This window comes from Streptomyces camelliae, from assembly GCF_027625935.1.
GTDB classification, from domain to species: Bacteria; Actinomycetota; Actinomycetes; order Streptomycetales; family Streptomycetaceae; genus Streptomyces; species Streptomyces camelliae.
In genome coordinates this window covers 4,305,034-4,329,312 of the sequence record NZ_CP115300.1, presented here as the reverse complement: position 1 = coordinate 4,329,312, position 24,279 = coordinate 4,305,034, and the positions used below count along the sequence as shown (strand labels likewise).

Here is a 24,279-nt window from a genome sequence, read left to right as displayed (position 1 = left end):
TAAAGGGCGTTTGAAGGTGATTCCGCTCCCCCTTCACAGGGTCAGCTGTGCGTGGTGTTGCGCACTCGTTAAGTAGTTCCGCTTGACGCCAGGTGTGGCCGCCGCGTTGTCTTTTCAGACACCTGGGTCCTATAGGAGCCACCACGTCCGGAACGCACTTGAAGTGAGCCCCCGCATGCGTCGTATCGCCATATCCGTGGCCGCCACCACGATGACCCTCTCGCTCGCCGGCTGCGGCATGCTGGGAGCGACGGGGGACAGCGCGAGCGCGAGCCCGAGCAAGGGCAACGACCTCACGGTGGGTCTGCTGCTGCCGGAGAAGGCGAACACCCGGTACGACAAGTTCGACTACCCCATCATCAAGTCCCAGGTCGCCGAACTCACCAAGAACCAGGGCAAGGTCGACTACGCCAACGCCGACACGGACGCCTCGCAGCAGAACCAGCAGATGCAGAAGATGATCGACGACAAGGTCGACGTCATCCTGCTCGACGCGGTCGACGCGCACGCGATCGCCGGCGAGGTGCAGAAGGCCAAGGACGCGGGCATCCCGGTCATCGCCTACGACCGGCTCGCCGAGGGCCCGATCGACGCGTACGTCTCCTTCGACAACGAGTTGGTCGGCGAGGTGCAGGGCCGCTCTCTGCTGGAGGCGCTCGGCTCGCACGTCGACACCTCCGAGAAGATCGTCATGATCAACGGCTCGCCCACCGACCCCAACGCCAAGCAGTTCAAGGAGGGCGCGCTCTCCGAGCTGAACGGCAAGGTGACGATCGCGGCGTCGTACGACACCCTCAAGTGGAAGCCGGAGACGGCCGAGGCCAACATGGCCAAGGCGATCGGCGAGATCGGCAAGAACAACATCGCCGCGGTCTACTCCGCCAACGACGGCATGGCGGGCGGCGTCATCAAGGCCCTGAAGGCGGCCGGCGTCACCAGCCTGCCCCCGATCACCGGCCAGGACGCGGAACTCGACGCGGTCCAGCGGATCCTGAACGACGAGCAGTACATGAGTGTCTACAAGTCCTACCCGGACGAGGCGCAGGCCGCGGCCCAGATGGCCGTCGCCAAGGTCCAGGGCAAGGACATCCAGTTCGACGCCCTCACCCAGGACAAGGTCGACAGCCCCACCACCAAGAGCATCCCGGCCAAGCTGATCCAGCCGGTCGCCCTGACCAAGAGCAACATCAAGTCCACGGTCATCGCGGACGGCATCTACACGGTGGGCGACATCTGCACCGCCAAGTACAAGGCGGAGTGCGCCCAGGTCGGCCTGAAGTGAGGCGCACACCCCGGGGTGAGGGGTGAGCCGTGTTGCGGACCCGGTCGGCGCCGCCGCATAGTTGCGCTGCGGAAGTGGCAGCACACCGGGGGTGAAATGGGCGATGGCCGGGCGCGGGGCGGAGGAGCATCCACACGGCGCCGACCGACTGTGCGCGGCCGGCGACCGGGTGTATTCCCGGGCCGTACGGCGCGGGCGGGTGTCCCGCACTGACGTCGAGCAGGTGCCCTGCCTGCTGGAACTGGCCCTGCTGCACCCGGACCCCGACGACATGGACTGGCTGGTGCCGACCTCCCCGCAGGAGGTCATGACCCGGCTGCTGCGCGGGGTCTACGACGAGGTCAGCGCGAGCCAGCGCCGGGTGGGCTCGGCGGTGGCCGCGTTCGAGTGGTACGCCGGTCTCGGCCGGCAGCTGCACGCGCTGGCGGCCCCGGCCGAGGGCAGCGCCATCCGGGTCCTGGACGGCCTGTCCCGGATCCAGGCGGCCATGGACGAGGCGACCGAGGCGTGCACCACCGAGGTGCTCACCGTGCAGCCGGGCGGCATCCGCCGCGAGGCGGAACTCACCGAGGGCCTGCACCGCGCCCTGGCCCTGCGCGGCAGGGGTGTCCGCATGCGCGACCTCTACACGCACGTGGCCCGCCACGGCCAGGGCCTGCTGAACTACCTGGAGCTGATGGGCGACACGGTGGAGGCCCGCACCCTGGACGAGGTCATCGACCGGCTGATCCTCTTCGACCGCACGGTGGCGTTCATCCCGGCCAACGCGGACCGCACGATGGCCCTGGAACTGCGCCACCCGGCGCTGGTGGGATACCTGGTCACGGTCTTCGAACGGCTCTGGCGCCTGGCGATCCCGCTGACGGCCCCGCTCCCCGACACGGGCATCGAGGGCATCTCCCACCGCGAGCAGTCCATCGCGGCGCTGCTGGCGGAGGGCCACCAGGACGCGGTGATCGCCGAGCGCCTCGGCATCAGCGTGCGCACCTGCCGCGCCCACATCGCCCGCCTCTCGGAGACCCTGGGCGCGGCCAGCCGTACCCAGCTGGGCGTCCGCATAGCCCAGGTGGGCCTGGACGGCCGCCCCTCCGCCGTCTCGGCGACCGCGCTCACGGCTCCCGATCCACCATCCCCGACCGTGCGATGAGGTAGCCGAGCTGCGCCCGGCTGTCGCTGCCGAGGGTGGCGGCGAGTTTGGCGATGTGGAGGCGGGCGGTGCGGATGTTCATGCCGAGGCGTTCGGCGATGGCGGCGTCGGTGTGGCCCTCGATGAGGAGGGTGGCGATGGCACGCTGACGGGGGGTGATGCCGCCCACGGACGGCTGCTGGGGAGTCCGCGGGTACAGGGGGGTGGCCAGGTGCCAGAACCGGTCGAAGACGGTCACGAAGTAGTCGACCAGGGCCGGGACACGGATTTCCAGGGCGAGCGTGCGGTCCTTGTTCGCGGGGATGAAGGCGATGCCGCGGTCGACGACGATCAGCCGCTCGGTGACTTCGTTGAGGGTGCGGGCCTGCGCATCGCCCCGCAGCAGTTCGTACCGGCTGTGGACGGTGGGCGCGTGACGCAGCGTGTGCTGGTAGAGGGTGCGGATACGGCCGCCCCGGTCGAGCAGGGCCTGGTCGCGGTCGAGGGAGAGGGCCCGTCGTTCGAGCGGCAGAGTGGTGTGCGCGACGTGCGGCTGGATGGTCAGCAGCTCCGCGGAGGCGTCGGCCATGGCGTGGGAGATGGCCGAGTTGATCCTGTCGGGGCCGCTGTGGACGCGGATGTCCGGTGTCTCACCGACGGCAGCGGTGGGGTCGGCGCCGGCGCGCAGCAACGGCTCGAAGGCCCGGGCGAGCCGGGTCTCCCGCCGGCGTTCGTCGGCGATGCGTTCCGCGGAGGTGCGCAGCAGTTCCTGCAGGGCGACGGCCGCGGGGACGGGTTCGAGCCGGTCCAGGTCCGCGATGGCCGGCTGAAGCAGCCCGAAGGCCAGCAGACAGGGTGCCGGCTCTGCTTCCACACGGCTGAGCCGCCCCTCGCGCAGGGCGCGTTCGTACAGCTCCGTACCTGCCGTACACAGCTCTTCGGGTCCGTGCTGCGGGTGCGGTGCCCCACTCAATGGGCCTCCTGTCGTGGGTTCGTCACCGGTCCCGGTCGAGCATGCCGGACTGGGCGATGAGGTAGCCGAGCTGGGCGCGGCTGCCGCTGCCCAGGGCCTGCGCGAGCTTGGCGATGTGGGCGCGGCAGGTGCGGACGTTCATGCCGAGGCGGCGGGCTATGGCCTCGTCGACGTGGCCCTCGACCAGGAGCTTGGCGATGGAGTGCTGGATCTCGGTGATGCCGTCGGGCGCGGTCTCGTACCGGCCGCCGGCGCTCAGCGGAACCGCCCGGTCCCACATGAACTCGAACACCTTGATCAGGTAGCGGACCAGGCCCGGCTGGCGCACCTCCAGGGCGACCTGCTGGTCGTCCCGGGTGGGGATGAAGGCGACGGTCTCGTCGCAGATGATGAGCCGCTCCACCAGTTCGTCGACCGTGCGGTACTCCGCCTTGCCGTTGGCCAGCTGGGCGACGTAGGCGAGCTTCTCCGGGTTGTACCGGGCGGTGTGCTGGTACAGCGTGCGGATGCGGACCCCGCGCTCGATGAGCGGTCTGTCGCGTTCGAGGCCCCGCAGGAGGTTCTTCTCGGACAGCCGGTCGCTCGGCTGGACGGTGAGCACCTCCGTCTGGCACTGCGTGGTGGCCAGGTTCAGCGCCGCGTTGATGCGCTCCCCGCCCTCCAGCACGGTGATGGAATCCGCGGTGGCCGCCATGCGACTGCTGAGCATCATGAACGGCTCGAATGTATCGGCAAGTTGGATGGACAGTCGCCTGCGCTCCGCGATCTCCCGTTCCAGGGGGCTGAGCCGCTGGGCCAGGGCCACGGGCGCGGGCAGCGGGCGCAGCCACTCCGAATCGTCGGGATCGGGGTGCAGGAGGGCGAACTCCAGCAGGCAGGGGGCGGATTCCACCTCTGTTCGGGCGATACGTCCGGCGCGCAGGGCATCGGCGTAGAGACGGCCACCTTCCTCGCACATCTCAGTCACCGCATGGGGATGTGTAGCTTTATCCCGATTCGTTCCCAAATCTCCACCCCCCAGGGTCCTGAACATGCAGGAACATGATGCATCGATTATGTGGTCATGACGTGCTCGAATGAGCCATCGTCGTACTGGACGGGGGAAGAGGGGACCTTCAAGTGAGGACGAAGCCGACTATGGGCAAGAGACTGCTTCGCTCGGTACTTGTCGCCGCTTTCTCCGTGGGGCTGACCGCGGGGGTGCTGAGCGGCTTCGCGAGCGAGAAGGGCGACGTGCGGGCGGATACCACCTGGCCGGCGGTCGCGCACACCAACGTGAGCGCGATGGACACCACCTGGCCGGCGGTCGCGCACACCAAGGCGAGCGCGATGGACACCACCTGGCCGGCGCTTCCTGAGGACGGCGTGAGGAGCTGACGTGACCACCCCGCCAGACGACCGTTCCTTCCGCCGCGAAATGGCCACGGCCTACCGCTCCGGCTGGCACTTCATCGACCTGGTCACCGCCATCCCCCACAGCGGCGACTCGCTGATGGTGACCGTGTTCGGTGAGCCGGTGGTCGTGACGCGGGACGAGGACGGGGACGTGCGGGCGTACCGATGCCTGCGCAAGCCGCGTGGCGCGCCCCAGCCGGTGCGCTGTGCCATCCGGTACGGAATGATCTTTGTGAACCTGGACCAGCGGGACCACCGGCTTGCCGAGCCGGCGGACCCCGATCTGCGAACCATCTCGGCCACCCCCCGCAGTGCCTGACGCGATTCCCCCGTCGTAAAAAGATCGCTCAGGTGCTTCCCCCCGCAGCGGCGTCACCGTGACCTGAACACGGTGACGCCGCTGCAGTTTGCGGGGACATTTCGGGGTATGGGCGCGCTCCCGCGGTGGCCGAAAGCAGTCGGCCGTCTCAGCCATGCCCCAGCGCCCGCTCGACCTCGATCTCGATCACCACGCGCGCCGGATTCGGCCCCGGCGTCCGCTCGTAGCGCTCGGCGTAGCGCCGGACCGCCTCCGCGACCCGTTCCGGTTCCGTCCGTATCCGCGCCCGGCCCTCCAGCGTGGCCCAGCGCCGGCCGTCCACCTGGCACACCGCCACCCGGGCGCCCTCGCTTCCGGCCGCGCGCACGTGCCGCACCTTCGTACTGGTCCCGTTGGTGATCACCCGGGCCAATCCGGCCTCCGCGTCGTACGTGACCCCGACCGGCACCACGTGCGGGCTGCCGTCGGGCCGGAGCGTGGTCAGCGTGCACAGGTGCCGTTCCCGCCAGAAGACCAGGTATTCATCGGAGTGCTTCAGCATGCCCGCAACCTAGTGCCCCCACGTTCTCCCGCCCACCTTGAGCGGAATAGACTCAACTTTGTGTACGCTGCTTAAGTCAGCAGTGGAAGAGAGTCACGCAGGAGGAGAACGGACACGTGGACGCCGAGCTGACCAACAGGAGCCGGGACGCGATCAACGCGGCGAGCAACCGCGCCGTGACCGAGGGACACCCGGACCTCACCCCCGCTCATCTGCTGCTGGCTCTGCTCCAGGGCCAGGACAACGCGAACATCACCGACCTGCTCGCGGCCGTCGACGCCGACCAGGCCGCCGTACGCTCCGGTACGGAGAAGATCCTGGCCACGCTGCCCAGCGTGACCGGGTCCACCGTCGCGCCGCCGCAGCCCAACCGCGAGCTGCTGGCCGTGCTCGCCGACGCCGGTGAGCGCGCGAAGGACCTCGGCGACGAGTACCTGTCCACCGAGCACCTGCTCATCGGCATCGCCGCGAAGGGCGGCCGGGTCGCCGAGGTGCTCCAGGCGCAGGGCGCCGATGCGAAGAAGCTGCTGGAGGCCTTCAAGAAGGCCAGGGGAGGACGCCGCGTGACCACCGCCGACCCCGAGGGTCAGTACAAGGCCCTGGAGAAGTTCGGCACCGACTTCACCGCCGCCGCCCGCGAGGGCCGGCTGGATCCGGTCATCGGGCGGGACCAGGAGATCCGGCGGGTCGTGCAGGTGCTGAGCCGTCGTACGAAGAACAACCCCGTCCTCATCGGCGAGCCCGGCGTCGGCAAGACCGCCGTCGTCGAGGGGCTCGCGCAGCGGATCGTCAAAGGGGACGTCCCCGAGTCCCTCAAGGACAAGCGGCTCGTCTCCCTCGACCTCGGCGCGATGGTCGCCGGGGCCAAGTACCGGGGCGAGTTCGAGGAGCGGCTGAAGGCCGTGCTCGGCGAGATCAAGGACTCCGACGGGCAGATCATCACCTTCATCGACGAGCTGCACACGGTGGTGGGCGCGGGCGCCGGGGGCGACTCCGCCATGGACGCGGGCAACATGCTCAAGCCCATGCTCGCCCGCGGTGAGCTGCGGATGGTCGGTGCGACGACGCTCGACGAGTACCGGGAGCGGATCGAGAAGGACCCGGCGCTGGAGCGGCGCTTCCAGCAGGTGCTGGTCGCCGAGCCGACGGTGGAGGACACGATCGCGATCCTCCGCGGCCTGAAGGGCCGGTACGAGGCCCACCACAAGGTGCAGATCGCCGACAGCGCGCTGGTGGCGGCGGCCACCCTCTCCGACCGCTACATCACCTCCCGCTTCCTCCCCGACAAGGCCATCGACCTGGTCGACGAGGCGGCCTCCCGGCTCCGTATGGAGATCGACTCGTCCCCCGTCGAGATCGACGAACTCCAGCGCGCCGTCGACCGGTTGAAGATGGAGGAGCTGGCGATCGCCAAGGAGACCGACCCGGCCTCCGTCACCCGCCTGGAGAAGCTGCGCCGCGACCTCGCCGACAAGGAGGAGGAACTGCGCGGCCTGACCGCCCGCTGGGAGAAGGAGAAGCAGTCCCTCAACCGGGTCGGCGAGCTCAAGGAACGCCTGGACGACCTGCGTGGCCAGGCCGAACGCGCCCAGCGCGACGGCGACTTCGACCGCGCGGCCAAGCTGCTGTACGGCGAGATCCCCACGCTGGAGAAGGAGCTGGAGGCCGCCTCCGAGGCCGAGGAGGAGGCCGCCCAGGACACGATGGTCAAGGAGGAGGTCGGCTCCGACGACATCGCCGACGTCGTCGCCGCCTGGACCGGCATCCCCGCCGGGCGCCTGCTGGAGGGCGAGACGCAGAAGCTGCTGCGCATGGAGGAGGAGCTGGGCAAGCGGCTCATCGGCCAGACCGAGGCCGTACGGGCCGTGTCGGACGCCGTACGACGCGCACGCGCCGGGATCGCCGACCCCGACCGCCCCACCGGATCGTTCCTCTTCCTCGGCCCGACGGGCGTCGGCAAGACCGAACTCGCCAAGGCCCTCGCCGACTTCCTCTTCGACGACGAGCGGGCCATGGTCCGCATCGACATGTCGGAGTACGGCGAGAAGCACAGCGTGGCCCGGCTGGTCGGCGCGCCTCCCGGCTACGTCGGCTACGAGGAGGGCGGCCAGCTGACGGAGGCCGTGCGCAGGCGGCCGTACACCGTCGTGCTGCTGGACGAGGTGGAGAAGGCCCACCCCGAGGTCTTCGACATCCTGCTCCAGGTCCTGGACGACGGACGCCTGACGGACGGTCAGGGCCGCACGGTCGACTTCCGCAACACCATCCTGGTGCTCACCTCCAACCTGGGCAGCCAGTACCTGATCGACCCGATCACCGGTGAGGAGGAGAAGAAGCAGCAGGTCCTGGAGGTCGTCCGGGCCTCCTTCAAGCCGGAGTTCCTCAACCGGCTGGACGACCTGGTGGTCTTCTCGGCCCTCGACAAGGCCGAGCTGGAGCGGATCGCGCAGCTCCAGATCGACCGGCTGGGCAGGCGGCTGGCCGAGCGCCGGCTCACCCTGGAGGTCACGCCCGAGGCGCTGGCCTGGCTCGCCGAGGAGGGCAACGACCCGGCCTACGGCGCCCGGCCGCTGCGCCGCCTGGTGCAGACCGCCATCGGTGACCGGCTCGCCCGGGAGATCCTCTCCGGCGAGATCAAGGACGGTGACACGGTCCGCGTGGACCGCTTCGGCGAGGGGCTGCTGGTGGGGCCGGCGACCGGGAAGACGCTGTGACGTGCTGACGGGCCGGGAGCGGCCGGGGCGTAGCGACTGACGGGCCGGGAGCCGCCGGAGGTACCGACTGACGGGGCGGGAGCGGCCGGGGGCTACCGGCGTGTGCCGGCGCGTGCGAGAGGGCTGAGGCCGGGGTGCCGGTGACCGTTTCGACGGTCACCGGCACCCCGGCCGTTTCGCGTTCGCCGGGAGTCCGGCGGTCTCGCGTTTGCCCGGAGCCCGGCCGTTTCGCGTTCGCCGGGAGCCTCGGCGGGCGGTCAGCTCGCGGGGGTGTCCCGCAGCAGGTCGCGGGTGGCCGCGAGGTAGCCCGCCTGGAAGCGGCTCTCGGCGTCCAGCTCCTGGAACAGGTCCGCGATGTGCTTGCGGCAGGTGCGCAGCGAGATGCCCAGGCGACGGGCGATCACCTCGTCCTTGAGGCCCTGGCTCAGCAGCCGCAGGATTACCTGGCGCAGATCGTCGACCGCGACCGGGGCGTGCTCGGGCGCGCCGAACGGGACGGCGAGGTCCCACGCGCGGTCGAACGCGCCGCACAGGAACGCCACGGCGGCGGGGGAGCGCAGCACCACCGCCCCGCCCCGGCGCTGGTGGTGCGGGAGGAAGGCGATCCGGCGATCGAAGACGATCATGCGCCCTAACAGATCGGTCAGCGTGCGCACCTCGGCGCCCGCGGAGACGACCCGCTCGACGTAGGCCTGGGTGGGGGCGTGCCGCCGGGCCGGGTGCTGGTAGAGCGTGCGCATCCGCACGCCCCGGTCCAGCAGCGCGGTGTCCCGGGCGACCGCCTGCTCCAGCTCCTCCGTGGGGCGCCCGCCACCGGGCTGACACGTGATCATCTCGTGCTCGCACTCGGCGCTGGCCTGCTCGATCAGGCTGATGACGTCACGGAGCGCGTCGACGACCTCGACGGTCTCGGCGGCGCCGGCACGCTCCTGGGGGCGGGCCGTGTACACCGAGGCGAGCGCCGTCAGGGAATCGCGTCGCGTGTTCAGTTCGAAAAGCCGTCGACGCAGCCGTGATTCCGCGCTCGCCATACGGGCGGCGGCCAGATGCGGATGGACGGTGCGCCACCAGGGACCGCCATGACACAGGCTCCGCAGGTTTTCCGCGCCGTCCACCTGGTCCACCAGATGGAATTCCGCCAGCGTCTCGATCGCCTGGTCCACCGCGGCCTCCGGGATACCCAGTTCACCGGCGGCCTCCGACGGCGTGAAAAAGGCCTGAGTCGCTCCCCAGTCATAAAGCCGTATGTGGTCCGGTGCCAGTCGCTGGAGGAGCAGAGAAGGGCCGGATTCAAGGATTTTGTCCAATTCTTCCCCCCTGCAGTTTCCTGTCTGCATCATCATGCGCGCCGGTGTCCCTGGACGGCCATGGAGGCGGGATTACAACATCGTGAAACGGCCTTTCGTGCGGTCGTTCGATCACTCTGCGCTCACCGGGCGCCTCACAACGGGGGTTGTTCTCTATGGGTAAGTCCAGGTTTGCCGTCTTTCTTCTTCCGGTCGTGGGGGACAGCGGATGGAGCTAGGAATCCGACCCCCGGCCCGGCTCACGGATCATTGCGGATCACTGGAGAAAGCGACATGAACCGACTCGACGTCACTTCCGAAATCGACGCGGAAAGCGTCCGGCTCCTCCTGGCCGACATCCTGGGTACCGAGATCGCCGACGATTCGACTTTCCTCGCCCAGGGCGGTGACTCCTTCCACGCCGTCCTCGTCGTCGAACGCGTCGAGGAACTCTGGGGTATCGAGGCCGACTTCACCGCCGTACTCCAGTCGACCCCCGCCGAATTGGCGGCGGTGCTGGGCGCGGCGCCACGTCTGTCATGACCGGCCCGCACCTCTCGGTCGCCGTCGGCCCGGGGCGTCCCGTCCCGGCCGGCGCCACCGCCCACGAGGCGGTGCTGCGGCAGGCCGCCCGGTCCCCGCGGGCCACCGCGCTGCGCGGACCGGGCGGTACCCGCCTGACCTACGCCGAACTGGCCGGGCGGGCCCGCGCGGTACGGGACCTGCTCGTGGACGCGGGTGTCCCGCCCCGCGGCTTCGTGCCGGTGGCCGCCACGGCGGGCGGGGAGTTCGCCGTCGCCGCGCTCGGCGTACTGCTGGCCGGCGCCGCCTACGCCGCGGTGGACCCGGCCTGGCCCGCGCGGCGGCTGCACGGCGTGTTCGAGGACCTCGGCGCACGCGTCGTCCTGGACGCGACCGGCGACGCGGCGGCCGTGCCCGCCGGGCGGTTCCCGGCCGGAGTACGGATCCTGCGGCTGCCCGAGTCCAACCGCCCGGCCCCCCACGGGGCGGGTGAGCGGGCGGACGTCGGTGCCGACGATCCCGCGTGTGTCTTCTTCACCTCCGGCTCGACCGGACGCCCCAAGGGCGTGATCGTGCCGCACCGGGCCTTCGTCCGCACCTTCGTCGACGGCGGATACGCCGCGTTCGGGCCCGGCACCGTCATGCCGCTGCTGGCCGCGCCGTACTGGGACGCGGGCGCGCTGGAGGTCTTCGGTCCGCTGATGAACGGGGGGACCTGTGTGACCCCCGACGAGCCGCTGCTCACCCCGGACGGACTGCGCGCCCTCGTCGCCGGGCACGGGGTGGACACGCTGTGGCTCACCAGCTCCCTCGTCAACCTCATCGTCGACGAGGACCCCGGCGCGTTCACCGGCGTACGGCATCTGATGTGCGGCGGCGAGCGGTTGTCCCCGGCGCACATCGCGGTCCTCCTCGAACGGCACCCCGGCCTGCGCGTCACCAACGGCTACGGACCGGTCGAGTCGATGGTCTTCGTCAGCACGCACGACGTCCGGCCCGCCGACACCGCGGCGCCGTACGGCATTCCGGTGGGCCGTCCGGTCCGGGGCACCGTGCTGGCCGTCCTCGACCCCGGCACCCGGCGCCCCGTGGCCCCCGGCGCCGAGGGCGAGCTGTGGGTCGCTGGCGACGGACTCGCCCTCGGCTATGTGAACCGGCCCGAGGAGAACACCCGCCGTTTCTCCCGCGTCAGCCTCCCCGGACACGGCACGCTGCGCGCGTACGCCACCGGTGACCGGGTCCGCATGGACGACGCGGGCCGGCTGAACTTCGTGGGCCGGGCCGACCGGCAGTTCAAGATCCGCGGGTACCGGGTGGAGCCCGGCGAGGTGGAGCGGCGTGTCGCCGGCTTCCCCGGTGTCCGTCAGGCCTTCCTCGTCCCGCTGCGCGACGAGCACGCCACGGTCACGGGCACGGTGTGCGCGTACGCGAGCGAGGACGCCGCACCCCTGCCGGAGGCCGCGCTCCGCCGCGCCGCCGCCGACCACCTCCCGGCCCACCTCCACCCCGACCGCTACCTCCACCTGCACCCCGTCCCCCTGGGCCCCACCGGCAAGGCGGACCTGCGGGCGGTGGAGGGGTGGGTGCGGCAGCGAGTGGCGGAGGCGGCGGGCGGCCGGGCTCCGGTGGGTGGATCCGCGGCTGTGCCCGACTCCGCGTCTGCGGGGGGTTCGGCTCCTGCAGCCGCTCCTGTCGCTGCCGTGGTCTCGGGGCCCGTTCCCGTCAGCCCTGCGCTGCACCAGACGCGGGACATACTCTCCGCGCCCCACCTGGAGCCGGACGCGGATCTGTTGGACGTCGGGGCCAGTTCCCTGCATGTACTGCGGATCGCCGCTCGGTTGTCGCGGTTGTTCGGGGTGTCGTTGTCGGCCCGGGACGTGTACGAGCACCCGAGGGTGAGCGAGTTGGAGGTGCTGGCCGCGCGGCGCCGGGGCGGCGGGCACGGCGGCGACGGCGGTACCGGTGACGGCGGCACCGGTGACGGTGGGACCGCGTCCTTCGAACTCTCCCCCGGTGAACGGCGTTTCTGGCTCGCCTCACGGCTCGCGCCCGGTGCGCCCGGTCATGTCGCCGTCAGCCGGATCGCGGTCAGCGGCACGCTGGACCCGGAGCGGCTGGGCCGCGCCCTCACGGCGGTGGTCGGCGCGCATCCGGCGCTGCGGACCACGTTCCCCCGGCAGGCGGGCCGGCCGCACCGGCGCGTGGCCGGCCGCCCGGTGCCGCCTGAGCTGCTGATCCGTACGGAGACGGAGGCCGCGGCCGGCGAGCACACCGTCACCCAGGAGCTCGCGGCGCTCGTCCAGGACGTCGAGCACGGGCCGCTGCTGGCCGCCGCCGTCCTGGCCGCGGGCCCGGGACGGCAGCTGCTGCTGCTCGCCGTGCACCACATCGTCTACGACGCCCGGTCCGAGGAGATCCTGGTCGCGGACCTCGCCGCCGCCTACGCGGGCCGCACTCCGCCCGCCGCACCCGCACCGCCCGCCGGGCTCCCGCGCCCCGGCGCCGCCGAGGCACAGGAGTTCTGGCGCGGCCGGCTCGCCGGACTGACCGCGCCCGAGTGGCCGGGCGGCGCGGCGCTCGGGCCGCGGGAGCTGTGGACCCGGCCCCTCGTCACGCACCGGTTCGCGCTCGGCGCCGAAACCACCGCCCGGCTGCGGGAGTTCGCCGCCCGCGACCGCCAGCCGGTGCTGGTCCCGCTGCTCGCGGCCTGGTGGCGGGCGCTGGCCGAGGTCACCGGGCAGCGCGACCTCGCCGTCGGCACGATCGTCGAGGACCGCGCGGACGCGCATGAGCGCACCGTCGGCTACTTCGCCAACGGCCTGCCCGTACGGATCGCCGCCGACCCGGCCCTGGACGCCACCGCCCTGCTGGCGCTGGTCCGCGACCGGCTGCTGGAGGTGTTCGCGCACACCGCGCTCGGCACCGACGAGATCGCCGCGCTCGCCCCCCGCCCGCCCGGCGGCCGCGCCCCGCTCTACCAGACCCTGCTGGTGCTGCAACGGCCGTCCGCCCCGGCCGAGTCCGACGGCCTGCGGTTCGCCCCGCTGGCCGCGCCCGCCCTCGGCCCCCAGGCCGAACTGGCCTGCGAACTCTGGGACGAGGGGCCGTCCGTCACCGGTGCCGTCACCGCCCCCGAGGGCCTGCTGGACCCGGCCGTGCTCGCCGGGATCACCGACCTGTTCACGACCGCCCTGGCCGACCTCACCCGGTCCCGGCGGCCCGCTGTGCCCCGTACACCCGTCGCCTCCGCACGCCCGAACCCCCGCGTACCCGAGGACCACACATGACCGACCATGCCGCCGTCCCGCTGTCCTGGACCCAGGAGCGGATCTGGTTCGAGGAGCAACTGCGCCCCGGCGACACCGCCTACCACATGCCGGTGACCCTGCGGGTGCGCGGCCCGCTGGACCTCGCCGCGCTCCAGCGCGCCGTCGACGCCCTGGTGGCCCGGCACGACGCGCTGCGCACCGTCTTCGACACGGCCGACGGGGAGCCGCGCCAGCGGGTGCGGGCCGCGGCGGCCGCGACGGCCGTCACCATCGGCACGCGGGACACGCGCACTTTCGCGGACCCGGAGGAGGCGGCGCACACCGCCGTACGACGGGCCGCGCGCGAGCCGTTCGACCTGGCCCGCGGACCGCTGCTGCGCGTCCTGGCCGTGCGGTACGCCGACGACGCGCACCTGCTCCTGGTGTCGGCTCATCACCTGATCGCGGACGGCCGGTCGTTCGCCGTCCTGTTCACCGAGCTGTCCCGGCTGTACGCCGACCCCGGCGCCGCCCTGAAGCCGCCGCGCCGCGGTTTCGCCGAGACCGTGCGCGCCGAGCGCGAGCAGCTCGGCGAGGCCGGCGCGGACGAGCTGGTGGCGTGGTGGCGCCGGCACCTGGACGGAGTGCCCCGGGTGCTCGACCTGCCCGCCGACCGCCCGCGCCCCGCCGTACGCGGCCACCGCGGCGCGAGCCGCCGGCTGGAGCTGGACGCGACCGCCGGGCAGGCGGTGCGCGAGCTGGCCCGCGCCCACGAGGCGACCCCCTTCATGGCCCTGCTCGCGGCGTTCGGCGTGGTGCTCGCCCGGCAGACCGGCCAGGAGCGGATGGTCGTCGGCACTCCGGCGTCCACGCGCGGTCCGGGCGCCCGTGACCTGGTCGGCTGCTTCCTCAACACGCTGCCCCTGAAGGTGGACGCGGCCGGTGACCCGGCGTTCGCCGACCTGCTCGGCCGGGTCCGCGACGACGCCCTCGCCGCCTTCGGCCGCCAGCGGGTGCCGTTCGGCCGGCTGGTCGCCGACCTCGCCCCGGAGCGCGACCTGTCCCGGGGCCGGCTCGTCCAGGTCTTCTTCAACATGCTGCCGCCCGCCGTCACCCCCGAGCTTCCCGGCTGCACGGTGGAGCAGCTGCCGTTCGGGGACATCGACAACAAGTTCGACCTCACGCTGTACGCCGCCGCGCGTCCCGACGGCGGCTACACGCTGGAGGCCGTCCATGACGCCGGGCTGTACGACGGTGTGCGCGTCGACGAGCTGCTGCGCCAGCTGCGCGCGGTGCTGGCCCAGGCCGCCGCCGAACCCGCCCGCACGGTGAGCGGCTTCGACCTGGCCACGGTCCGCTCCGCCGCCCTGCAGCCCGACCCCTTCGCAGTACTGGAGCCCGGCACGCCCGAGCCGCTCGCCGCCCGGCTGACCCGGCACGCCGCGACCGCCCCGGACGCGCCCGCGCTCGTCGCCGGCGACCGGGTCTGGACGTACGCCGAGGTCGAGCGCACCACCGACCGTCTCGCCCGGCTGCTGCACGCGCGGGGCATCCGGCCCGGCGACGTGCTCGCCCTGCACGCCGCGCGCCATCCGGCCGTCGTCCTCGGCATCCTGGCCGCGGTCAAGGCGGGCGCGGTCTTCTCGGTACTGGACGCACACCACCCCGACGACGCCCTGCGGGCCCGGGCCGAGACCCTCGCGCCCCGCGCCTGGATCGGCTGCGCGCCCGGGGTGCCGCTGCCCGGCTTCGTCACCGGCCCGGTCCTGCGCATCGAGCCCGGCGAGGCGCTGGACCGGGCCCTGGCCGGCCTGCCGGACGGCGCCCCGGTCCCCGCGCCCGGCCCCGACGACGACGCCTACATCGCGTTCACCTCCGGCACCACCGGCCGGCCCCGCCAGGTCATCGGCACCCACCGGCCGCTCACGCACTTCCTCGACTGGTACACGCGCGCCTTCGCCCTCGGTCCCGGAGACCGGTTCGCCACGCTGTCCGGGCTCGGGCACGACCCGTTCCTGCGGGACGTCCTCGCCCCGCTGTGGGCGGGCGGCGCCGCGGTCTTCCCCGACGCCGACGTACGGGACACCGCCGCCCTCGCCGCCTGGCTCGCCGAGGCCGCGCCGACCGTCGCCCACCTCACCCCGGCCCTGGCGCGGGCACTCGCCGACCAGGCGGACACGGCCGCGGACGCCGGGGCCGCAGCCTGGCCCGCGCTGCGGCTGGTGGGCTTCGGCGGCGACACCCTGACCGGCCGCACCCTACGCGCCTGGGCCCGCCACGCACCCGGCGCCGACCTGCTGAACCTGTACGGCGCCACGGAAACCCCGCAGGCGGTGTCGGTCCACCTCGCCCACCGCGCGGGCACCCCCACCGACACGATCCCGCCGGGACCGGTGCCGCTCGGTCCGGGCATCGAGGGCGTACAACTCCTCGTCCTCACGGGCGACCGCCCGTCCGGCGTCGGCGAGCTCGGCGAACTCGTCGTGCGCACGCCGTACCTGGCGCGGTACGGCGACGGGGCCGGGATCGGCGCCTGGGTCGGCACCGGCGCCGCAGCCGAAGACGGCGCTGAGGCCGGGGGCGTCGCCGAGGTCGGCATCGGGGTCGGGCACGTCGGCGCCGGCACGGGTGCGGGGACCGGCACCAGCCCCGCCACCGCCACCGGCACCAGCCCCGGCACCGGCACCAGCCCCGGCACCGGCATCAGCCCCGCCACCGGCACCAGCCCCGGCACCGGCATCAGCCCCGCCACCGGCATCAGCCCCGCCACCGGCACCAGCCCCGGCACCGGCACCAGCCCCGCCACCGCCACCGGCATCAGCCCCGGCACCGGCATCAGCCCCGGCACCGGCACCAGCCCCGGCACCGGCATCAGCCCCGGCACCGGCATCAGCCCCGGCACCCGCCCCCGCCCCCGCGCCGGTTACCTCGCCGATCCGTTCTCCGGCCGGCTCCGTGACCGCGTCTACCGCACCGGTGACCTCGCCCGGCTGCGGCCCGACGGACTCGTGGATCACCTCGGCCGTGCCGATCAGCAGGTCAAGATCCGCGGCTTCCGTGTGGAGCCGGCCGAGGTGGAGGCCGCGCTCGACGCGTTGCCGGGGGTGCGGCAGAGCGCCGTCCTGGCCGTGCCGGACGGGTACGAGGACGGCGACCTGCGGCTCGTGGCCTTCCTGGCCGCCGGCGGCGAGGCTCCCCCGCTCGCCGAGGTGCGCGCCGCGCTGGCCCGGCGGCTGCCGGACCACCTGGTGCCCGCCGCGTACGTCGTCCTGGACGCCCTGCCGCTCACCGCCAACCGGAAGGTCGACCGGACGGCGCTGCGCGCCCTGGAGCACCGGGCCGAGGCCGCCACCGGTGGCTACGTCGCCCCCCGCGGGCCGGTCGAGGAGCGGCTGGCGGAGCAGTGGCGGGCCCTGCTGCGCCGCGAACGCGTGGGCGCCACCGACGATTTCTTCGCCCTCGGCGGCCACTCGCTGCTCCTGACCCGCCTGCTGGCCCGCATCCACCGCGAGTTCCCCGCCGGGGCCACCCGGCACCTCACCCTCCAGGACCTGTTCACCCACCCGACGATCACCGCGCTGGCCGGTCTCCTGGGGGAGACGGGACTTCCGGGGGAGACGGGACTTCCGGAGGTGCCGGACGGCCTCCCTCGCACCGACCCCGCCGAGCCCGCGCCCCTGGCCTGGACGCAGGAGCGGTTGTGGGTGGAGGAGCAGCTGCGGCCGGGGGACGTGGTCTACAACATGCCTGTCGTGCTGCGGCTGTCCGGTCCGCTGGAGGCCGACGCGTTGCAGCGGGCCGTGGACACGGTCGTGGCGCGGCACGCCGTGCTGCGTACCGTGTTCGAGGCCGGCCCCGACGGCACCCCGCGCCAGCGCGCCGTCCCCGGGGGCCGGGTGCTCGTGGAGGTCACCGACCTGTCGGACCGGCCGGACCCGCGGGGCGCCGCCGTCGCCGCCGCGATGGACAGCGTGCGGGAGCCGTTCGACCTGGCGCGCGGTCCGCTGCTGCGCGTGGCCCTGCTGCGGATCGGCGATCAGGAGCACGTGCTGGCACTGACGGTGCATCACATCGTCTTCGACGGATGGTCGTTCGGGGTGCTGCTGCGTGAGCTGTCGGCGGCGTACGCGGGCCGGGAGGGTGAACTGTCCGTCCCCGCCCTTCAGTTCGCCGACGTGGCCCGCTGGGAGCGGGCCGGTCTCGACGGGCCCGTGCTCGACGGGCTGGTCGAGTGGTGGCGGGAGCATCTCGACGGCGCGCCCCGGGTGCTGGAGCTGGCCACCGACCGGCCGCGGCCCGCCGTGCGCGGTCACCGGGGTGCGCGCCGCCGGCTGACCGTGGACGCCGCCACCTCCGCCGCCCTGCGCGAGCTGTCCCGCACCCAGGGCGCGACACTGTTCATGACGCTGCTGTCGGCCTACGCCGTCGTGCTGTCCCGCTGGAGCGGCCAGGAACGGCTGCTGGTCGGCACGCCCGTCGCCAACCGGCCGCGCGCCGAGTTCGAGGACCTGCCCGGCTGCTTCCTCAACACCCTGCCGCTCCGCGTCGATCTGCACGGCGACCCGGCCTTCGGCGAACTGCTCGGCCGGGTCCGCGACAGCGCCCTGGCGGCGTTCGCCCACGAGCGCGTCCCCTTCGGCCGGCTGGTGACCGAGCTGGCGCCGGAGCGTGATCTGTCGCGCGGCCCGCTGGTGCAGGTGCTGTTCGCGCTCCAGAACGTCGACCTCGGCACGCTCGACGTGCCGGGCGTCACAGCCGAGTTCGTGGACGTGTCCGCCGCCAACAGCCAGTTCGACCTGAACCTGCGGATGATCGACACCGGGCGGGAGCTGATCGGCTGGCTGGACTACGACACGGAGCTGTTCGACGCGGCCACCGTCGAGCGGTTCACCGAGCACTTCACCAACGTGCTGACCGCCGTGTGCGCCGATCCGTCCGCCGTCGTCCCCCTGATCGACCCGCTCGCCGCCGCCGAGCGCGCACAGCTCCTCGACGGCTGGAACGACACCGGCGTCGACTGGCCCGCGGGCGACACCCTGACCGGACTGCTGGCCGAGGCCGCCGCCCGGCACGCCGACGCCGTCGCCGTCCGCTTCGCGGGCCGGGAGCTGACGTACGCCGAACTGCACCGCAGGGCCGGAGCGCTCGCGCACCGCCTGCGCGGGCTCGGCGTCGGCCCCGACACCGTGGTCGGTGTCCACCTGGACCGCTCCCCGGAGCTGATGGTGGCCCTGCTCGCGGTGCTGAAGGCGGGCGGCGCCTATCTGCCGCTGGACACCGGGTACCCGCACGAGCGGCTGGCGTTCATGCTCGCCGACGCCCGGGTGCCGGTGCTGCTCACGCACCCCGGCCGGGGCGCGGCGCTCGCCGCCGAGGGGGTCACCGTCGTCGCCGTCGACGAGCACGCCGGGGACGGCTTCCCCGGTACCGGGCCCGAACCGGTCGCCGGCCCGGACCACCTGGCGTACGTCATCTACACCTCCGGCTCCACCGGCCGCCCCAAGGGCGTGCAGGTGCCGCACCGGGGCATCGTCAACCGGCTGCGCTGGATGCAGGACGCGTACGGACTGACCGGCGCCGACACCGTGCTGCAGAAGACGCCGGTCTCCTTCGACGTGTCGGTCTGGGAGCTGTTCTGGCCGCTGCTGACCGGCGCCCGGCTGGTCCTGGCCGCCCCCGGCGGCCACCGCGACCCCGCGCACCTCGCCGCACTGGTGAGGGACGAGCGGGTCACCGTCTGCCACTTCGTGCCGCCCATGCTGGACACGTTCCTGGGCGCGGTCCGGGCCGCCGACTGCGGCAGCCTGCGGCTGGTGGTGTGCAGCGGCGAGGCGCTCCCCGCGGACCTGGCCCGCCGCTTCCACCGGGCGCTGCCCCAGGCGGCCCTGGAGAACCTGTACGGCCCCACCGAGGCGTCCGTCGACGTGACCCGCTGGACCTCCCGCCCCGACTGGACCGGTGCGACGGTTCCCCTCGGCGCCCCCATCGCCAACACCCGCGCCTATGTCCTCGACGCCCGCCTGCGGCCCGTCCCCGTCGGTGTCCCCGGCGAGCTGTTCCTGGGCGGGGTCCAGCTGGCCCGCGGCTACGGCGGCCGGCCCGCCCTGACCGCCGACCGGTTCGTCCCCGACCCGTTCGGGCCGCCCGGGGCCCGGCTGTACCGCACCGGCGACGTGGCCCGCTGGAGTGCCGAGGGCCGGCTGGAGTACCTGGGCCGCTCCGACCACCAGGTCAAGGTCCGCGGCTTCCGCATCGAACTCGGCGAGATCGAGGCGGCCCTGCTCGCCCTGGACGGGGTGGGCCAGGCGGTGGCCGTGGTCCGCGAGGACCGTCCGGGCGACCGGCGGATCGTGGCCTACCTGACCGGGGCCACCGTGCCGGCCGTCCCGGAGCTGCGCGCGGTCCTCGGCGAGCGGCTGCCCGAGCACATGGTGCCCAGCGCCTTCGTGGTGCTCGACGCGCTGCCGCTCAGCCCCAACGGCAAGGTCGACCGGGGGGCCCTGCCCGCGCCGGACCGCTCCGCGGGGACCGCGGTCGCCCATGTGGCCCCGCGCACACCCGAGGAGGAGCTGCTGGCCGGGCTGTGGCGGCGGGTCGTCGGAGTGGACCGGGTGGGAGCACACGACGACTTCTTCGACATCGGCGGCGATTCGATGCACGCCGTGCGGGTCGTGGGCCTGGCCCGCGAGGCCGGGTACGAGATCCCGCTCCAGCAGCTGTTCGCGAGCAGGACCGTGGCGGCCCTCGCCCAGTGGCTGACCACCCGCGCCGACAGCGGCCCGGCCCGCCGGGAACTCCCCGCCTTCGGCCTGCTGTCCGCGCAGGACCTCGCCCGCCTCACGTCCTGACCCCGGATCCCGCCCCCAGACGCTCCCCAGACGCACCCCGGAAGGAACCCCGTGCCGTCCCACGACGACATCATCGACGCCTATCCGCTGACCCTGCTCCAGTCCGGCATGCTGTTCCACAGCCACGCCGACGCGGACACCCCCACCTACCACGACATCTCCGCCGTCCGGCTGTCCGGCCGCTTCGACGAGACCGCCCTGCGGGCCACCCTCGCCGGGGTGATCGAGCGCTCCGACATCCTGCGCAGCTCCTTCGACCTCACCCGCTTCAGCACGCCGGTGCAGCTGGTGCACGCCGCCGTGGACACCCCGCTGACCGTCGAGGACCTGCGCGGCCTGGACGCGGCCGAGCAGGAGCGGCGGGTGGCCGCGTGGACCGAGCGGGAGAAGGCGACGCCGTTCGTCCTCACCCGGGCCCCGCTGCTCACCCTGCACGTGCACGTCTTCGCCGACGACGACTTCCGGCTCAACCTGAGCTTCCACCACGCGATCCTGGACGGCTGGAGCCTGTCCCTGGTGACCAACCAGCTGATCACCGGCTACGACGCCCGGCTCGCCGGCCGCCCCGATCCGGCGACCGCCCCCGTCACCCGGTTCCGTGACTACCTGGCGCTGGAGCAGGAGGCCCTGGCCAGCGAGGAGTCCCGCGCCTACTGGTCCGGCCTGCTGCAGGACACCGACTTCAGCGGCCTGCCCCGGCGCGCGGACGCCGCGCTCAGCGCTGTACGCGAGGCCCGGGTGCACGACGTACCGCTGCCCGAGGGCCTCGGGGAGAAGCTGCGCGCGGTGGCCGCCGAGGCGCGGGTGCCGGTGAAGGCGGTGATGTTCGCCGCGCACGCCCGCGTGCTGTCGCTGCTGTCCGGCCGGAGCCGGGTCGTCACCGGACTGGTCGCGGGCGGCCGGCCGGAGACCGCCGACGGCGACCAGGTCGTCGGCCTGTTCCTGAACACCCTTCCGCTCGTCGTGGACGTCACCGGGACCACCTGGACCGAGCTGGCCCGCCGTATCCACGCGGCCGAGAGCGGCGCCCTGCCGCACCGCCGCTACCCGATGGCCCAGATGCTCCGCGACCTGCGCCGGCCGGGCTTCTTCGAGACGGTCGTGGACCACCGCAGCTTCCGCGGCTACGACATGGAATTGGAGCAACTGGCCGTCACCGGCGGCGAGTTCTTCGAGCAGACGAACTTCCCGTTCACCGCCAACTTCGGCACCGACCCGGTCACCGGCCAGGTCCGGCTGCGCCTCAACTACGACGCCGCCGAGTTCACCGACGCCTGGATCGCCGGCGTCGGCGGCCACTACGCCGACGCCATCGACGCCCTCGTCACCGACCCGCACGCGGCCGTGCACGCCACCGTGCTGCTCGCCCGCGCCGACCTCGACCGGCTGTTCACCGAGTGGAACGACACCGCGGCCGGCTGGGACCTCGATCGCACCCTGCCCGAGCTGCTCGCCGAGCGAGCCGCCAAGCACCCCGACCGGATCGCCGTACGCTTCGGCGACACCGCCCTGACCTACGGCGAGTTCAACGCCTGGGCCAACCGGCTCGCCCACGAGCTGCGCGCTCGCGGCGTCGGCCCCGACACCCTGGTCGGCGTCCACCTGGAGCGCTCGGCCGAGCTGATCGTCGCCCTGGTCGCGGTGCTGAAGGCGGGCGGCGCCTATGTGCCGCTGGACCCCGGATATCCGCGTGAACGCCTCGCGTACATGCTCGACGACGCCCGCGTCCCGGTCCTGCTGACCGGACCGGGGCTCGCCGTGCCCGCCGTCCCCGAGGGCACCGCCGTGATCGAGGTGGACCGCTCGGCCGCGGCCGGCCGGCCCGGCACCGACCCGCTGCCGCAGGCCGGGCCCGAGCACCTGGCGTACGTCATCTACACGTCGGGTTCCACCGGCCGCCCCAAGGGCGTGCAGATCCCGCACCGCGCGCTGCTCAACCTGCTGTTCTCCTTCGGCCGCGACCTCCGGCTCACCGAGGAGGACCGGCTGCTGGCCGTCACCTCCCTCTCCTTCGACATCGCCGCCCTGGAGGTGTACCTGCCGCTGCTCACCGGCGCCGAGCTGATCGTCGCCCCGGACATCGCCGTGGACGGCCCCCGGCTGCGGGCGGCGGTGGAGAGCTCCGGCGCGACCGTCGTGCAGGCCACCCCGTCCAGCTGGCGGCTGCTGATCGAGGCCGGCCTGACGGGCGACGAGCGGCTGCGGGTGATCTCCGGCGGCGAGGCGCTGCCCGAGGACCTCGCCCAGGAGCTGACCGCCCGCTTCCCGGTGGTGTGGAACGCCTACGGCCCCACCGAGACCACCATCTGGTCCTGCCTGGACCAGGTGCGCCCCGGAGAGCCCGTCACGCTCGGCCGGCCGATCGCGGGCACCCGGGTCTACGTCCTCGACGAGTCGTTCGCCCCGGTCCCCGAAGGCGTGCCCGGCGACCTCTACATCGCCGGTGACGGCCTGGCCCGGGGCTACTCCCGGCGCGGCGACCTGACCGCCGACCGCTTCGTGCCCGACCCGTACGCCGGCGCGGTGGCCGAGGGCGCCCGGATGTACCGCACCGGCGATGTGGCGCGGTGGCTGCCCGACGGGCGGCTGGAGTTCCTGGGCCGCTCCGACCACCAGGTCAAGGTGCGCGGCTTCCGCATCGAACTCGGCGAGATCGAGAACGTGCTGGCCCGGCACCCCGCCGTCGGCCGGGTCGTCGTCATGGCCCGCCGGGACCAGCCGGGCGACGCCCGCCTGGCCGCCTACCTCACCCCCGAGGGCCCCGCCGCGCCCACCGCGGCCGAACTGCGCGAGCTGGCCGGCGCCGCGCTGCCCGAGTACATGGTGCCCAGCGCGTTCGTCGTCCTCGACGCCTTCCCGCTCACCCCCAACGGCAAGGTGGACCGGCTGGCGCTGCCCGCGCCCGGCCGCGAGGAGACCACCGCCGGCGCCTTCGTCGCGCCCCGCACCCCGACCGAGGAGGCCATCGCCGCGATCTGGCGGGACGTCCTCGGTGTGGAGCGGGTCGGCGTCACCGACGCCTTCCTCGACCTCGGCGGCAACTCCATCTCCGCGCTGCGGGTCGTCATGCGGCTGCCGGACATCACCGACGCCGAGGTGCCGGTGGCCGCGCTGTTCGAGGGCGGCACGATCGAGAAGCTCGCCGCGATCGTCACCGGCGAGCGGCAGCAGGCCGCCTCCACGCTGGTGCCGCTGCGCTCGACCGGCACCAAGGCGCCGTTCTTCCTGGTCCACCCGCTGGGCGGCAGCGTCTTCTGCTACTCCGAACTCGTCGGCGTCCTCGACCCCGACCGCCCGCTGTACGCGTTCCAGGCCCCGGAGTACGCCGGTCCCGACGTGCCCCGCCCGGACAGCGTCGAGGAGATCGCCGCCCTGTATCTGTCCGAGGTGCGCGCGATCCAGCCCGAGGGGCCGTACTTCCTGGGCGGCTGGTGCATGGGCGGCATGGTCTCCTACGAGATGGCCCGGCAGCTGGAGGCCGCCGACGAGGAGATCGGCATGTTGACGATCATCAGCGCCAGCATCGACGACCCGGTCCCGCCGCGCTACGCCACCAGCGAGTCCGCCGCCATCCTCGGCGCGTTCGCCGGCCGGCTCGACGTCACCGAGGCCGAACTGGAGGCCCTCGACCCCGAGGCCCGCCTCGCCCATGTCGTCAAGCTCACCCAGGGCACCGGCGACGAACGCGCCGACGCCCGCTCCGTGGACGACCTGCGCCGCCTGGTCCAGCTGTACACCCGGCACGCCCGCGCCCTGCTCACCTACCGCGACACCCCGCGCGAGCCGCTGCGCGGTGACGCGGTGCTGATCCGGGCCGAGACCGAGCTGTTCGACGGCTGGCACATGGGCTGGCAGCCGCGCGTCGGCGGCACGCTGCTGATCGACGAGTCGCCCGGCGACCACTTCAGCATGCTCGAACAGCCGAACGTCCCCGAGGTCGCGCGCCGCCTCGCGGACGCGGCCGCCGGCCGTCCGCACGGCGTCCCCGCCACGTCCTGAGCCCGATCAACTCCCCCTTACGTAGG

13 protein-coding genes are annotated in these 24,279 nt (G+C 73.3%); 9 read left to right on the top strand and 4 right to left on the bottom strand.

Annotated elements, in window-relative coordinates; all coding sequences use genetic code 11:
* Window positions 1–175: 175 nt before the first annotated feature.
* On the top strand, window positions 176–1,282 hold the full coding sequence (locus O1G22_RS19665; protein ID WP_270082532.1) for a sugar ABC transporter substrate-binding protein: 1,107 nt from the start codon (window positions 176–178) through the stop codon (window positions 1,280–1,282).
* 103 nt (window positions 1,283–1,385) lie between these two features.
* Window positions 1,386–2,429 (top strand): helix-turn-helix transcriptional regulator, encoded by a 1,044-nt coding sequence (locus O1G22_RS19660; RefSeq protein WP_270082531.1) that lies wholly within the window; start codon window positions 1,386–1,388, stop codon window positions 2,427–2,429.
* On the opposite strand, the gene O1G22_RS19655 is transcribed toward O1G22_RS19660, so the two are convergent.
* Together O1G22_RS19655 and O1G22_RS19650 are read right to left on the bottom strand one after the other, a co-directional pair.
* Window positions 2,392–3,381, bottom strand: a complete 990-nt coding sequence (locus O1G22_RS19655; protein WP_270082530.1) for a helix-turn-helix transcriptional regulator — start codon at window positions 3,379–3,381, stop codon at window positions 2,392–2,394. The genes O1G22_RS19660 and O1G22_RS19655 overlap by 38 nt on opposite strands.
* A 22-nt stretch (window positions 3,382–3,403) precedes the next feature.
* Window positions 3,404–4,414, bottom strand: a complete 1,011-nt coding sequence (locus O1G22_RS19650) for a helix-turn-helix domain-containing protein (RefSeq protein WP_270082529.1) — start codon at window positions 4,412–4,414, stop codon at window positions 3,404–3,406.
* A gap of 104 nt (window positions 4,415–4,518) precedes the next feature.
* Here O1G22_RS19650 and O1G22_RS19645 point away from each other — a divergent pair, with 104 nt between their 5' ends.
* A complete protein-coding gene (locus O1G22_RS19645; RefSeq protein WP_270082528.1) occupies window positions 4,519–4,758 on the top strand; it encodes a hypothetical protein in 240 nt (79 codons plus the stop codon).
* Window position 4,759: 1 nt separating this feature from the next.
* A complete protein-coding gene (locus O1G22_RS19640) occupies window positions 4,760–5,095 on the top strand; it encodes a Rieske (2Fe-2S) protein (RefSeq protein WP_270082527.1) in 336 nt (111 codons plus the stop codon).
* Between the two features lie 148 nt (window positions 5,096–5,243).
* On the opposite strand, the gene O1G22_RS19635 is transcribed toward O1G22_RS19640, so the two are convergent.
* Window positions 5,244–5,636, bottom strand: a complete 393-nt coding sequence (locus O1G22_RS19635; protein ID WP_270082526.1) for a pyridoxamine 5'-phosphate oxidase family protein — start codon at window positions 5,634–5,636, stop codon at window positions 5,244–5,246.
* Between the two features lie 116 nt (window positions 5,637–5,752).
* Between O1G22_RS19635 and clpB the strand changes: the two genes are divergently transcribed.
* The gene (gene clpB, locus O1G22_RS19630; protein ID WP_270082525.1) at window positions 5,753–8,350 is read left to right on the top strand and encodes an ATP-dependent chaperone ClpB; all 2,598 of its coding nucleotides are present in this window, start codon (window positions 5,753–5,755) and stop codon (window positions 8,348–8,350) included.
* A 257-nt stretch (window positions 8,351–8,607) separates the two neighbouring features.
* On the opposite strand, the gene O1G22_RS19625 is transcribed toward clpB, so the two are convergent.
* Window positions 8,608–9,513 carry a helix-turn-helix transcriptional regulator gene (locus O1G22_RS19625; protein WP_270082524.1) on the bottom strand — a complete coding sequence of 302 codons (906 nt, stop codon included), beginning with the start codon at window positions 9,511–9,513 and terminating at the stop codon, window positions 8,608–8,610.
* A gap of 417 nt (window positions 9,514–9,930) precedes the next feature.
* Here O1G22_RS19625 and O1G22_RS19620 point away from each other — a divergent pair, with 417 nt between their 5' ends.
* Genes O1G22_RS19620 through O1G22_RS19605 form a run of 4 tightly spaced genes read left to right on the top strand, consistent with a single transcriptional unit; the run spans window position 9,931 to window position 24,253 of the window.
* Window positions 9,931–10,179, top strand: a complete 249-nt coding sequence (locus tag O1G22_RS19620; protein ID WP_270082523.1) for a phosphopantetheine-binding protein — start codon at window positions 9,931–9,933, stop codon at window positions 10,177–10,179.
* Entirely contained in the window at window positions 10,176–13,445 is a 3,270-nt protein-coding gene (locus O1G22_RS19615) for an amino acid adenylation domain-containing protein (protein WP_270082522.1), read from the top strand. The genes O1G22_RS19620 and O1G22_RS19615 overlap by 4 nt, the downstream gene beginning before the upstream one ends.
* On the top strand, window positions 13,442–20,254 hold the full coding sequence (locus tag O1G22_RS19610; protein ID WP_270082521.1) for a non-ribosomal peptide synthetase: 6,813 nt from the start codon (window positions 13,442–13,444) through the stop codon (window positions 20,252–20,254). The genes O1G22_RS19615 and O1G22_RS19610 overlap by 4 nt, the downstream gene beginning before the upstream one ends.
* Before the next feature lie 51 nt (window positions 20,255–20,305).
* Window positions 20,306–24,253 carry a non-ribosomal peptide synthetase gene (locus O1G22_RS19605; RefSeq protein ID WP_270082520.1) on the top strand — a complete coding sequence of 1,316 codons (3,948 nt, stop codon included), beginning with the start codon at window positions 20,306–20,308 and terminating at the stop codon, window positions 24,251–24,253.
* The last annotated feature ends 26 nt before the right edge of the window (window positions 24,254–24,279 follow it).